At 58.7% G+C, this 12,087-nt stretch carries 11 protein-coding genes; 4 read left to right on the plus strand and 7 right to left on the minus strand.

Features of this window, described 5'->3' with window-relative positions; all coding sequences use genetic code 11:
• Positions 1 to 17 precede the first annotated feature (17 nt).
• Positions 18 to 1,205 carry a M20 family metallopeptidase gene (locus MCACP_RS12820; RefSeq protein WP_406677136.1) on the minus strand — a complete coding sequence of 396 codons (1,188 nt, stop codon included), beginning with the start codon at positions 1,203 to 1,205 and terminating at the stop codon, positions 18 to 20.
• Between the two features lie 107 nt (positions 1,206 to 1,312).
• Here MCACP_RS12820 and MCACP_RS12825 point away from each other — a divergent pair, with 107 nt between their 5' ends.
• A complete protein-coding gene (locus MCACP_RS12825; RefSeq protein ID WP_406677137.1) occupies positions 1,313 to 1,585 on the plus strand; it encodes a hypothetical protein in 273 nt (90 codons plus the stop codon).
• Here MCACP_RS12825 and MCACP_RS12830 read toward each other — a convergent pair.
• The 3 genes from MCACP_RS12830 to amrA all read right to left on the minus strand — a co-directional run bounded on the left by MCACP_RS12830 (position 1,582) and on the right by amrA (position 4,991).
• The gene (locus tag MCACP_RS12830) at positions 1,582 to 2,514 is read right to left on the minus strand and encodes an aminopeptidase (RefSeq protein WP_406677138.1); all 933 of its coding nucleotides are present in this window, start codon (positions 2,512 to 2,514) and stop codon (positions 1,582 to 1,584) included. The two genes, MCACP_RS12825 and MCACP_RS12830, sit on opposite strands and share 4 nt — an antisense overlap.
• Positions 2,515 to 2,528: 14 nt before the next feature.
• On the minus strand, positions 2,529 to 3,527 hold the full coding sequence (amrS, locus tag MCACP_RS12835; protein ID WP_406677139.1) for an AmmeMemoRadiSam system radical SAM enzyme: 999 nt from the start codon (positions 3,525 to 3,527) through the stop codon (positions 2,529 to 2,531).
• A gap of 87 nt (positions 3,528 to 3,614) precedes the next feature.
• Positions 3,615 to 4,991: an AmmeMemoRadiSam system protein A gene (amrA, locus tag MCACP_RS12840; RefSeq protein ID WP_406677140.1), complete on the minus strand. Its 1,377-nt coding sequence runs from the start codon at positions 4,989 to 4,991 to the stop codon at positions 3,615 to 3,617.
• Between the two features lie 255 nt (positions 4,992 to 5,246).
• On the opposite strand from amrA, the gene MCACP_RS12845 reads away from it, so the two are divergent.
• Positions 5,247 to 6,953, plus strand: a complete 1,707-nt coding sequence (locus MCACP_RS12845) for a LytS/YhcK type 5TM receptor domain-containing protein (RefSeq protein ID WP_406677141.1) — start codon at positions 5,247 to 5,249, stop codon at positions 6,951 to 6,953.
• Between the two features lie 63 nt (positions 6,954 to 7,016).
• Here the strand turns inward: MCACP_RS12845 and MCACP_RS12850 are convergent, their stop codons facing one another.
• Positions 7,017 to 7,754: an N-acetylmuramoyl-L-alanine amidase gene (locus MCACP_RS12850; RefSeq protein WP_406677142.1), complete on the minus strand. Its 738-nt coding sequence runs from the start codon at positions 7,752 to 7,754 to the stop codon at positions 7,017 to 7,019.
• Between the two features lie 208 nt (positions 7,755 to 7,962).
• Here MCACP_RS12850 and MCACP_RS12855 point away from each other — a divergent pair, with 208 nt between their 5' ends.
• Both MCACP_RS12855 and MCACP_RS12860 read left to right on the plus strand, forming a co-directional pair.
• The gene (locus tag MCACP_RS12855) at positions 7,963 to 8,940 is read left to right on the plus strand and encodes an ATP-binding cassette domain-containing protein (RefSeq protein WP_406677143.1); all 978 of its coding nucleotides are present in this window, start codon (positions 7,963 to 7,965) and stop codon (positions 8,938 to 8,940) included.
• Positions 8,941 to 8,953: 13 nt separating this feature from the next.
• Positions 8,954 to 9,748 carry an ABC transporter permease gene (locus MCACP_RS12860; RefSeq protein WP_406677144.1) on the plus strand — a complete coding sequence of 265 codons (795 nt, stop codon included), beginning with the start codon at positions 8,954 to 8,956 and terminating at the stop codon, positions 9,746 to 9,748.
• A gap of 102 nt (positions 9,749 to 9,850) precedes the next feature.
• Here MCACP_RS12860 and MCACP_RS12865 read toward each other — a convergent pair whose 3' ends face one another.
• Both MCACP_RS12865 and MCACP_RS12870 read right to left on the minus strand, forming a co-directional pair.
• Positions 9,851 to 11,494: a sodium:solute symporter family protein gene (locus MCACP_RS12865; protein WP_406677145.1), complete on the minus strand. Its 1,644-nt coding sequence runs from the start codon at positions 11,492 to 11,494 to the stop codon at positions 9,851 to 9,853.
• 69 nt (positions 11,495 to 11,563) lie between these two features.
• Positions 11,564 to 12,022, minus strand: coding sequence for an OsmC family protein (locus MCACP_RS12870; RefSeq protein WP_406677146.1), 459 nt, complete (start codon positions 12,020 to 12,022; stop codon positions 11,564 to 11,566).
• Between the last annotated feature and the right edge of the window lie 65 nt (positions 12,023 to 12,087).

Genomic DNA, 12,087 nt, shown 5'->3' on the forward strand with positions numbered 1-12,087 from the left:
TCCATCCTTTTAAATTCTTATGCATCAGGATGGCGGGTATGAATATTGCCGGCAAATTCCTCTTTAATTCGCTGCAACAGCTCCCTGTCGAGCATGACATCCGCCGCCGTCCAGGCCAGGGCCGTGGCCGCCAGGATTACAACCCGCCGCCCGGCCTCGCCCCGGACTGCCCGGGCAAACTGGTAGCTGTGGGGTACCAGTTTGCCGGCGTTCAGAGATAGGTAGGGGTGGATGGCCGGCACAACCCGGCTGACATTACCCATATCCAGGGAACCGCGGCTGTAGCTGGGTGAGCCCGAATCCATTACTCCCAGCTTTTTCAAGTTGTCGCGCCAGGCTGCGGCCAGGGCACGGTTGGTCAGCATGGGTTCATAGGAAGGTTCGTAGTTGTGGTACCAGTAGCGGGTACCCGTTGCCAGGGCTGCTGCCGCGGCGCAGTTTTCCACCCGCTCGACAACCTTATTTAATGCCCCCCGGGTCCGGGCGCGGACGTAAAAGCGAGCCACGGCGCGTTCGGGAATGATGTTGGGCGAAGTCCCCCCCTCGGTAATAATACCCTGGATGCTGGCCCCGTCTTTCAAGTAGGGGCGCAGGCTGTTGATATGATTGAACAACTGGATGACTGCTTCCAGAGCATTAATACCTTCTTCCGGGCTGGAGGCGGCATGGGCTGCCCGCCCCTCAAAAACGAATTCCAGGGCTTCCAGGGCCAGGGAGTTCACTTCCGCGGCATTGGTATCCCCAGGGTGAAACATCATGGCCGCATCCAGGTCGTCCAGGACGCCCTGGCGAACCAGCACAACCTTGGCCCCGCGGGTCTCTTCGGCCGGCGTACCTAAAACGACAACGGTCCCCCGGAGTTCTTTAATTACAGTGGCTAACGCCAATGCCGCCCCGAGGCTGGCAGCAGCTATCAGGTTGTGGCCGCAGGCATGCCCCAGCCCCGGCAGGGCGTCGTATTCGGCCAGCAGGGCCACCCGCGGGCCGGGACCGCCATCTAGATCGGCCCTGAAGGCTGTCGGCAGCTGACACAGGGGCCGGGTAATCTTAAAACCCCGCTCCGCCAGGATGCCTGTCAGTAGATCTACGGCAAAATACTCCTGGTTGCCTGGTTCCGGGTGATCATAAATAGCTTCGGCTACATTGATAATTTGTTCTTTTAAGGTATCAATGGCCCGGGCAATTCTTTCTTTGACGGCAAACATGTGTGACTCCCTGCAGCTGATAGATTAGATGCCCCGGCGGGGGAAATAATAACCTTGAGGAGCATTTGAGGGGCGAACATAAAACCGTAAATAAGGGAGGTACTCCCATGACCCTGGCTACCTGCAACCGGCATTGCTCCTATTTAAACTACGGTACCTGTGAGCTGGGCGGAATCCTGGAACAGGGCCAGCCCGTCCTTTGCCCTTACCGGCACCGGGTAACGGCCACCCTTACCGGGGAAGTAAGCTTTCCGGCGGCCAGACTGCCCCGCAGTTTCGCAACTCCCCCTCATTACCGCTACCCCGGAACTAATCCTGCCCGCAGCAGCGGCCGCTCTTCCCAGGGGATCAGCGCCCCGCCGGGGCCGGGTGTAAGCTAAAGGATCTGCTGCCCGTCAACCCTGAGCCGGGGCTGGAGGAGAATGCCGTCCAGGTGGCTGGGAGTTTCAATCTGGCCGCCAAAGGTACTGTTATCGCCCAGAGCAATATGCACGGTACCCCGTACCTTCTCATCTTCCAGGACGTTGCCTGTCAACCTGGCCAGGGGATTTAGCCCGATACCCAGTTCGGCAATGTTGCGGCTGGCAGGGCCGTAACGGGTAAAAATATCTTCTAACAGGCGGGCTTCCCGGCCGCCGCCGACCGCCACGGCCTGTCCTGCTTCAACTTTAATCCGCAAGGGTTTTTCTAAAACACCGATGCCGGCCAGGGCTCCGTCAATAACCAGCAGCCCCTGGGCCGTTCCTTCCACCGGGGCCACATAAGCCTCCCCCGCCGGCAGGTTACCAAAGCTGCCCGGCCGGGTGTAAAGGCCGGTATCGGGGTGCCCCTGGCGGCCGGCAATACTAAAGGTAAGATCCGTTCCCGCCGGGGTCGTCAGGTGGACCTCCCGGCCACGGGTCAAAATGGCTGCATAATGCTCACAATCGGCAGCCAGGGCCTTATAGTCGACGGCCAGGGTGCGTTCCAGCATATCAACTGTAGCGCCGGGTAAGGAGGCGATGCGGGCGCCGTTTGCGTTAGCCTCCCGGCGGGCCCGGGTGTGGGATAGGGATCTGGAGGTAGCCAGGACGGCGACCTGGCTTTCCCGCATGGCGGCCGCAACCACAGCCGGCGGTTCCTGGCCGTGGTTGTCCCGCGGCAGCATAGTGATGATGGCCGCCTCGGCTTTTAGCTCCCGGGCGGCCTCAAAAAAAGCCTCACCAACGGGCTGCAGTTCAGTATCGGTAACCACGAGAACTGCTTCTCCGGCCCTGACCGCCAGGCATTCCATAAGGGCCAGGCGGCAGGCTGAAGCCAGATCAGGCATGTTAACAACTCCTTTCAATCCCTTACAATGGCCAGCTCGCTTCCGCAGGCGCGGCAGGTACGCCCTGCCAGGCCCGGCAGGGAAACATAATAGCCTGTCCGCCGGATGACCAGTTCGCCGCAAACCGGGCAGTAGGTGTTGTTGGCCTCCGGGTCGGCCACATTGCCCAGGTAAACATAATGTAAGTATTGCCGGGCCATTTCCCAGGTGCGGCGCATGGTTGCCAGGGGCGTCGGCGGCGCTTTCAGGCGGTACCGGGGAAAGTAGCGGGAAAAGTGCAGGGGCGTATCTACGCTTAAATTATCGGCCACCCATTTTACCAGCCCGGCCAGTTCCTCCGGGTCGTCGTTTAAGCCGGTCACCAGAAGCGTCGTGATCTCTACGTGGCTGCCAGCCTTTAATGCTGCCGCCGCCGTTTCAAGGACGGGCCGGTAGTCGCCGTGGACGATTTTGCGGTAAAATTCCAGGCTGAACCCTTTGACATCGATATTCCAGGCATCAATCCAGGGCAGGAGCTCGGCCAGGGGTTCCGGCCGGATAAAGCCGTTGGTCACCATAACATTCTTCAGCCCCGCTTCCCGGGCCAGCCGGGCTGTAGCCAGGACAAACTCAAACCACACCAGGGGCTCGGAATAGGTATAGGCTATCCCCACGCTGCCCACTTCCATGGCCTTATGAACCAGGTCCTCCGGGGTGACGGCTGCCGTCTCCGGTTCTTCCTGGGCTATCTCCCAGTTCTGGCAGAACTCACAGCGAAAATTGCAGCCCACCGTACCGGCCGAGAGTATGAGGCTCCCGGGATAAAAATGATAGAGAGGCTTTTTTTCAATGGGATCCAGGGCCAGGGAGGAATAGCGGCCGTAGTTGCGGGTATATAGACGCCCCTCCCGGTTTTCCCGCACCCGGCAGATGCCCCGGCCACCGGGGGCGATAACACAGGTATGGGGGCAGAGACGGCATTCCACCTTCTCTCCGGGTAACTTTACATAATACACAGCTTCCCTTCCGGCCATTGAACAACCCCCTCGTCATTTGCCTGGCTCGCCGGATCTTTTTCCCAACACTGGTTTAATTACCTTTACCGGCCGGCTTATTATTAATTAATGGTAGCGTGTAACCTTAAACCTTTCCAGCTGGTACGGCTCATCGGGACCGATGCCGCCCTTCTGACGGGCAATAGCCACCTGTTCTTCAACGGTATCAATGCCCTCCAGATCCGGGAGGAGCAGTCCCCGCCGCCGGCCGCAGCTGACGATGACGCCGTATACCTTGGGGTCCAGGTCGGCCAGGGTAGCCGGTTCGGGTTCGCTCAAGACGTCTACCGAATATCGAAGTTCCGGCAGTTCTTCTACTGTCACCGGGGGAAAACGGGGATCTTCCAGGCCGGCTGCCAGGGCATTGTAAATAATCTCCTCGGCCAGGTTGGCCCTGGTTGGGCCGATGGTACCGATACATCCCCTTAAACTGCCGTGTTTTTTGATCGATACAAAGGCACCGGCCCGGCCGGCCAGTTCCGGGGGCAGGGGGTCGGGCACGGGCAACACTTTACCAGTCCGCAGGTAATGCTCCAGGCTCTGGCGGGCCAGGCGCACCGGCAACGACTCCGCTCCCGGTTTCTTTGCTTCAGCCAGCAGGCTCCGCCCCGGCGCTTTCCCTGTAGGCTCCAGGTGGGCGACCAGGTAACCGACGCCAAAGGGGCCTTCATAGGACAAAACTTCCCCCCGCACTTCATAGCCGTCCAGGGCCCCCAGGCCCATTATAAAGGAACGCAGGCCGCACTCGCCGGCTCTTTCCGCCAGGTCATCCGGTATGGCCAGGATCCCCTCCACGTCCTGGCGAGCCAAAAGCTCCTTCACCCTGGCATCAAACTCCCTGCCCCGCGGGTCGTACCCTGCCGGCGCCCCGGGCAGGAGCCGGTGGGAAAGATCGCCGCTGGCCACCAGCAGGGCACGACGGGGGCCGGCCTCAATGGCACGGGCCAGGGCAGCGCCAAAGGCATAGAGCTGTTGCCGTTCCAGGAAGGCCATACCCATGGCTACCAGGGGAGCAGCAATACCTGCCTGTCGCAGGTAATAGAGGGGCACCATCATACCGTGGTCCAGTTCCGGGGTTAACCTGTAACGACGGCAGGCGGCATCGTCCAGCCAGGCCACCGGCACCCCCCTTTCCCGGGCCGCCTCAGCTATGGCCCGGCTGAGTTCCAGGTCCAAAGGATAAGTAAACCTGACTTCCCCGGCTCTAAAGGCCGCCAGATCACCCTTTAACTCCCCGGTGGCCCAGATTCCTACGGCGTCGCGGAAAACCGGCCCGTGGGGAGAAATGATGACTACCACCTCCGGGTGGCGGGCGGCAAGTTTTGCTGCCAGTTCTTTAACCGCCTTAACTGTGGCCGCAATTCTGGTCACCTCGCCGCGGCCAACTTCCGGAACCATAAGCGGCGGGTGGGGCATAAAGACCACATCCAGTACACATCCCATACAATCACCCCTTTTAATATGACCCGACACTCATCCTTTCATGTAACTGCTTCCAGCCCGTGGCTTCCCTTCAGGTTTACTTTACCACATCTACCAGCACTTTGACAGGGGGTAAAGATCCTGGTGCCATTTGCTATTGTACCGGCGGCGTTCCTTGCGTTAGAATAAAAGGGAATATAGCTTGAGCATACGGCTATATCCGGCAACCCGGTGGCAGGTTTTAATACCAATTTACCTACCCGGAGGTGACAGGAAATGCCTCTTTTCATATCCCTGGTTGAACGGATGAGTGTAGTTATAACCCTGGCCTTTATCCTGACCCGTTCCCGGACATTCCGGAAATTGCTGCAGGAGCAGGCCAGTTCTTACCAAAAATTTCTATTAATCCTGCTTTTTGGTTCGCTGGGAATCTTTGGTACCTACTCCGGCATCCCCCTCCAGGATGCCCTGGCCAACTCCCGGGTTATTGCCCCCATGGTAGGCGGGCTGTTTGGCGGTCCCATGGTCGGCTTCCTGTCCGGCTTGATCGCCGGCGCTCACCGTTACTTCCTGGGGGGCTTCACCGCCCTGGCCTGTGGCGTTTCCACCACGGTCGAAGGCCTGCTGGGAGGCCTGGTAGCCCGGGCCTACCGCCGGCGCCCCATACCCTGGCCGGTGGCCTTTGCCGCCGGTTTCGGTGCTGAAGCGTTGCAGATGCTGATTATCCTGGCCCTGTCACGGCCCTTTGCTGCCGCCTGGAGCCTGGTCAAGGTCATCGCCTGGCCCATGATGCTGGTTAATGCCAGCGGTATTGCCCTGGCGGTAATCATTATTCAGAACGTCCTCCGGGAGCAGGAGCTGGCCGGTGCCGTCCAGGCCCAGAAGGCCTTAAAAATTGCCAACAAAACCCTGCCCTACTTACGCCGGGGGCTTAATGCGGATTCCGCCCGTCAAGCGGCGGCTATTATTATGGAGATTACGGGTCTGGAGGCTGTAGCCCTTACCAGAGGCGATGAAATTCTGGCCCACGTCGGTGCCGGGAGCGACCATCACCGCCAGGGACAGAAGGTTCTGACCAGTGCCACCCGCCAGGCCCTGGAAACCGGCAAAATCCAGGTGGCCCAGGTGGCAGCGGAAATCGGTTGCCACCACCAGGGTTGTCCCTTAAAGGCAGCCGTAGTCGTCCCCCTGCACTCGCGCGGCAAGGTAATCGGTACCTTAAAGCTCTACCACACCCGGGCCAATGCCGTTGGCCCCCTGGACCTGGAGCTGGCCGCGGGCCTGGGCCACCTCTTCTCCACCCAGCTCGAACTGGCGGAAATTGACCGGCAGGAACAACTGGTTGCCAGGGCCGAGATCCGGGCGTTGCAGTCCCAGATCAACCCCCACTTTTTGTTTAATGCCCTGAACACCATCATGTCCGTCTGCCGCCTGGACCCGGAAAAGGCGCGGCAACTCCTGGGGTACCTGGGAGACTTCTTCCGCCGCAACCTCCAGCATCCGGAGCGGCCGGTCACCCTGGCTACAGAAATTGAGCATGTACGTTCTTACCTGGCCATTGAGAAGGCCCGCTTCGGCTCCCGCCTGGAGGTAACCATTGACATCGAGCCCGGAGTAGCCCATTACCTTTTGCCGGCCCTGACCCTCCAGCCCCTGGTGGAAAACGCCGTCAAGCACGGCCTTTTACCCCGCCGGGAAGGAGGCCGGGTAACCATCATCGCCCGGGAGGTAGACGGCGAGGCCCGGATAACCGTCAGTGACAATGGCGTGGGTATAGATTTAAACAAGGTAAACGGGTTATTAACGGGTAAACCGGGTAATAGTAACAATGTCGGCCTGGTTAACGTTCATGAGCGCCTGCGCCTGCTCTACGGACCGGAATACGGCCTGCGCTTTAGCCTGAATCCGGGAGGCGGTACGCGAGTGGAATTCTCCCTGCCCCGGCAGAGCCAGGCAGTTTTGCAGGAAGGGGTAGCCGGTTGATGCAAGCCCCCATCGCCCGCGAAGAAAAACCGGCCCGCCACGAATTACGTTACCCCCCTGGCATCAGGGGGCTTTCCTATTTGCCTGGCCGGCACCGGGGCCTTTTCCAGCCAGGTAATTAACAATACCGGCGTAGATGGCAAAGGCCATCTGGCGCTGGTAGTGGGGATCGGCCAGGAGCTTTTCTTCCCGCGGGTTGGAGATAAAGCCGACTTCCACAATGACTGCCGGGATCTCCTGGGTGCGGAGGACAAAAGCGTCGATACTTAAAGGTACCCGGTCGGTATTGGCCAGGCGGCGCCTGATTTCCGCCTGGATGGCCTCGGCCAGTTTTTTCCCTTCCGGCGATCGGGGGTCGTAAAAGAGCTGGGCGCCCTTTTCCCGGGCGTCAAAGGCGTTGCAGTGGACGGAGATAAAGAGATCAGCCTTGACCTTCCGGGCGAGCTTAACCCGTTCCACCAGGTCATCGCCGGATTCCCCTTCCGGGACGTTTTCATCCTGGCGGGTGAGGAAAACGTGAGCGCCGCCCTGGCTTAAAAATTCTGCCAGTCGCTGGCTGATGGCCAGATTCACCCGGTCTTCCGGGGTCCCTCCAGGACCAGTGGCACCGGAATCAATCCCGCCGTGACCGGGGTCGACCACCACCACCTGGTTGGCCACCGCCCAGGAAAGGGCCTGGATGGCCCGCTCCTCTTCCAGGCTCCGGTAACCGCTCCAGGCCAGAAAAACAGCTCCAACTGCCAGCAGGGCGGCCATAACCTTCAGGCCGCGCCGCCGGGAAACAATTACCACCCGCGCCATGAACCCCGCCTCCCCCGGTAAAAAATATGCCCTAAATTAATTCGTTAAACCAGGGAACTATTTCCTGCGCGGCAAATAAATAATCCTTGATCCTCCTTCCTTATTATTGTTAAAATTAATTCTCAAGCAAAAGCGAAGGGTCCTTCAAAAAGGTTACCTAAACCACCTGAGAAGTGAAAACTATGGGAATAAGAAGGGAAGAAAAACTGTGGCTGTAATCGTTGTCCAGGACCTGGTCAAGCGCTTTAACGACCTCACCGCCGTCGCCGGGGTGACCTTTAACGTCGAAGAGGGAGAAATCTTCGGCTTCCTGGGGCCGAATGGCGCCGGTAAATCGACCACCATCAAAATCCTCTGTACCCTGCTCAAGCCCACCAGCGGGCGGGTCATCCTGGCCGGGTTCGACGTTGCCCGCCAGCCGGATGCCGTGCGCCGCGCCATCGGCCTGGTTTTCCAGGACAGCTCCCTGGACGACCGCCTGACGGCCGAAGAAAACCTGCGTTTCCACGGCCTCCTCTACGGGCTCTCCCGGGCTACCATCCAGGAGCGCATGGATGAAGTCCTGGCCATGGTGGATCTGGCCGGGCGCCGCCGGGATATCGTCCGCACCTTTTCCGGCGGCATGCGGCGGCGGCTGGAAATAGCCCGCGGCTTCCTCCACCACCCCCGAGTCCTCTTCCTTGATGAGCCGACAGTAGGCCTGGACCCCCAAACCCGCAGCGTCATCTGGCGGCACATCCACCGCCTGCGCCGGGAAAAAAACATCACCATCTTTATGACCACCCACTACATGGACGAAGCGGAAAACTGCGACCGCATCGCCATCATTGATCACGGCCGCATCCAGGCCCTGGATACGCCGGACAACCTGAAACGCCGGCTGGGGGGCGATGTGGTCACCATGATGACTGTTGATGACGCCCGCCTGCAGGAGGAAATTGCCGCCCGCTACGGCGTGAAAGTCATTAAAGACGAAGAAGGCCTGCGCCTGCAGGTGGATGACGGGGCTGCCTTTATCCCCCGGGTGGCCGCCGATTTCCGGGGACAGATTAACAGCATACATTTACGGCGCCCTACCCTGGATGACGTTTTCCTGAGCCTCACCGGCCGGGCCATCCGGGAAGACAGGGTCTCTTCAACCGAGCTCATGCGCCTGAACCGCCGCCACGGCCGCCGGCGGCACTAAGGAGGTAACTTCCATGCAACCTGCCCTGCGGGCCATCTACACCATCTGGTACCGGGAATTTATCCGCTTCATCCGCGAGCGTAGCCGCATCATCGGTATGATCGGCCAGCCGCTGCTCTACCTCCTCATCGTCGGCCAGGGCATTGCGGCGGCCATGGGCTTCCGCGGCGTACCTGCCAGCGTCCCCGTTAACTACGTCCAGTTCATGTATCCCGGCATCCTGGGGATGTCCGTCCTTTTCACTTCCATCTTTTCCGGCGTCTCCATCATCTGGGACCGGGAGTTCGGCTTTTTAAAAGAGGTCCTGGTGGCGCCGGTACCCCGCTGGGCCACCGCCCTGGGTAAAGCCCTAGGAGGTAGCACCGTGGCCCTTATCCAGGCCGCCATCATGCTCCTCCTGGCACCTTTGATTAAAGTCTCCCTTACTCCAGTTACGATTCTTAAGCTCCTGGGCATCCTGTTCCTTATTTCCCTGGGCCTGACCTTCCTGGGAATTGCCATTGCCAGCCGCATGACTACCATGGAAGGCTTCCAGATGTTCATGAACTTCCTGGTCATGCCCCTCTTTTTCCTGAGCGGCGCCATGTTCCCCATGACCAACCTGCCAGGATGGATGAGTGTTTTGATGAAACTAGACCCCCTCACCTACGGTGTTGATGCCCTCAGGCGACTGGTGTACAGTGGCACCGACCCCCGGGCGTTGCAATATCTTGTTCATTACAGCCTGGAGTTTGACCTGGCCGTAGTTACCGGCGTGGCCCTGTTCCTGGGATTCTTAGGCTCCTGGTCCTTCAGCCGGCAGGAGTAAATAATAAAAAGCGGCTGCAGGTAAAGCCGCTTTTGTGATTTCTTGAAAAAAACCTGACCGGGCAACCGATCTTCCCCTTTTTACTTTTTACCCTACCTGATGCTACTTACCCGCCGGCCCGGCCTGGGGACTGACCCCTGGCACTACTGCACTCTCTTCCCTCTCTTTGGTAAAGGTAATTACCATGCAGAAGGCACAGATAAAGATCAGGAAAAGGATCATACCAAAAACGCCTTTAGAATAAAGCCAGGAAAACTGGTTGACAGCCAGGATTACCAGAGCCAGCCCGGCAACTATGGCCCCTAGTCCCATATTTTTGGCTATCCCTTTCTCAGGTATAGCCCAGCGGTAGCCGCCAGCCCTTTCCACCAGGGTCACCAGGGTCAAGGCCGAAACGTTAAAGATCATGCCAATCCACACCGGGTGGATGTTCAGGTAAAACTTCGCAGGGTGCCAGCCGCCCAGGTGATACCAGATTATACCGGAAACAAAACCGGCGATCAGGGCGCTTATCGCTGCCTTTCTGGTCGCCAGCGGCCAGAAGAGCACCCCGATGACGGGGGCAAAGGTAGCCCCGTTACGGGCCGTCCAGGCCAGGACATTCCACCACGCGGCCTGCTCCGTACGCAGGAAGCCAAAGATAATCATCAAGCCGGTTAAAAGTACCAGGGACCATTTGGTGTAGGCGACCATCTGCTTATCGGTAACTTCAGGGTTCAAGGACGAAACCACATCCCGTCCCAGGCTGGTAGCCCCGGAGAACTGGCAGGGAGCCCCCCACCCCAGGGCGCAGGCCCAGATACCCATGAAGAAGATGCCCACCAGGGGTGCCGGTAAAACCTGGGCCAGGTATTTGGGTACGGCCACCAGGCCGCGGCCGACGCCAGGAGCCACTACTGCTGCGGCCATACCAAAGAGAACACCCATGACAATAAAGACGATATTAAAACCTGCCGCCCAGAGGAGACCCTTTTGCCCCTCTTCCGGCGTGCGGCAGGAGAGGGCCATCTGGAAGGCCGCCTGGGCCAGGAAAACGTTGACCAGGAAGGTGCCGAACCAGGCGAGTATTGTTTGCAGGCCAACTGTAGTCAGGCCGAACATGGCCGGTTTGGCCGCTGCCAGCTGGGCCAGGCCGGCGAAACCGGGTTTAACAAAGAAGGCGATAAGGCCGATGATAAACATCAAAGTAAAGGCAATCGTATTGGCCGTTTGCGTAAAGACCACCGACCACATGCCGCCTGCTTGCAGGTAAATTAGCAGGAGCAGGGCGCTGAAGATTACCCACGTAGATAACGACATCCCTGTAAAGGCGCTCATGGCGGCGGCAAAGGCCAGGGCATTGGCGGTGGCGTACATGGGAAAGGTAAAGGCCGTGACAGCGCCGGCGATGGCCTTGGCCGTCCGGCCATAGCGATCACCTATTAAACCCGATACGGTCACTACCAGGCGCTTGCGGAAGGGTATCACAAAAAATAAGGCGATAATTATCACGTGGATTAATTCCGCCACGCCGTACCAGCCGGCAGAGATACCCGTCGTGTACGCCAGCTCCAGGATAGCGATATACGAGGAACCGGAAAAAAGCCCGGTGATACAGACGGCTACCATCCAGGGTTTGAACTTACGGCCGCCCACCCAGAAGTCCTCACCGCGGGCGGCACGGCTCCTGGCAATGTTGCCGGCAATAATAAGAACGACTGTATAGATAACAGCCATAAATAAAATCCAGAAAGCGTAGGTATTCATTCCCAGTTCCCCCCTATAGCCCTGTTAATATTTAATTCTACCGGTGATTATCTTCACCGTTCCCTGCTTTTAATTACCACTGCCCTCTTTCAGGAAAGGGTAAGGATACTCTTCTCCGTTAATTTTAAAGGCATACTCGATGGAACCGGCCGTCTTCATCATGTTGGCTGCCGAGCAGTACACCTCGTCGGCCAGCTTGATGGCCTGGGCCACCTTTTCCGGCGGGATATTGGCACCCTGGAAATCGTAAACTACCCGCATCCGCGTAAAAATCTTGGGGTGGTCGGCGGCCCTTTCACCTTCTACCGCAATAGTCAGTTTATCAAAGCTGACCCGCATTTTTCGCAGGATGTGGGTTACCTCGATGCCGGTGCAACCGCCCAGGGCCATAAGCATCAGGTCCATAGGCCGGGTCCCCTGGTTTTCGCCACCATAAACAGGGCTGGCGTCCATGGCTACCTGATGGCCGGCACCGTCTTCGCCTACAAACTGCATCTTTCCCACCCAGCTGACAGTTACTTTACCCATAAATTTTTCCTCCTTACAATTATTCTTGTTACCGCAATCACTTGTCATTTATTGCAAAACTCATG

Source organism: Neomoorella carbonis (genome assembly GCF_045278715.1).
Classification (GTDB): domain Bacteria; phylum Bacillota; class DSM-521; order Neomoorellales; family Neomoorellaceae; genus Neomoorella; species Neomoorella carbonis.

Bases quoted from the DNA above. Each gene is read 5' to 3' on its own strand.
- MCACP_RS12865 (WP_406677145.1), bottom strand. From the start codon at position 11,494: ATGAATACCTACGCTTTCTGGATTTTATTTATGGCTGTTATCTATACA.
- MCACP_RS12825 (WP_406677137.1), top strand. From the start codon at position 1,313: ATGACCCTGGCTACCTGCAACCGGCATTGCTCCTATTTAAACTACGGT.
- MCACP_RS12830 (WP_406677138.1), bottom strand. From the start codon at position 2,514: ATGCCTGATCTGGCTTCAGCCTGCCGCCTGGCCCTTATGGAATGCCTG.
- MCACP_RS12870 (WP_406677146.1), bottom strand. From the start codon at position 12,022: ATGGGTAAAGTAACTGTCAGCTGGGTGGGAAAGATGCAGTTTGTAGGC.
- amrA (WP_406677140.1), bottom strand. From the start codon at position 4,991: ATGGGATGTGTACTGGATGTGGTCTTTATGCCCCACCCGCCGCTTATG.
- MCACP_RS12860 (WP_406677144.1), top strand. From the start codon at position 8,954: ATGCAACCTGCCCTGCGGGCCATCTACACCATCTGGTACCGGGAATTT.
- MCACP_RS12845 (WP_406677141.1), top strand. From the start codon at position 5,247: ATGCCTCTTTTCATATCCCTGGTTGAACGGATGAGTGTAGTTATAACC.
- MCACP_RS12850 (WP_406677142.1), bottom strand. From the start codon at position 7,754: ATGGCGCGGGTGGTAATTGTTTCCCGGCGGCGCGGCCTGAAGGTTATG.
- MCACP_RS12820 (WP_406677136.1), bottom strand. From the start codon at position 1,205: ATGTTTGCCGTCAAAGAAAGAATTGCCCGGGCCATTGATACCTTAAAA.
- amrS (WP_406677139.1), bottom strand. From the start codon at position 3,527: ATGGCCGGAAGGGAAGCTGTGTATTATGTAAAGTTACCCGGAGAGAAG.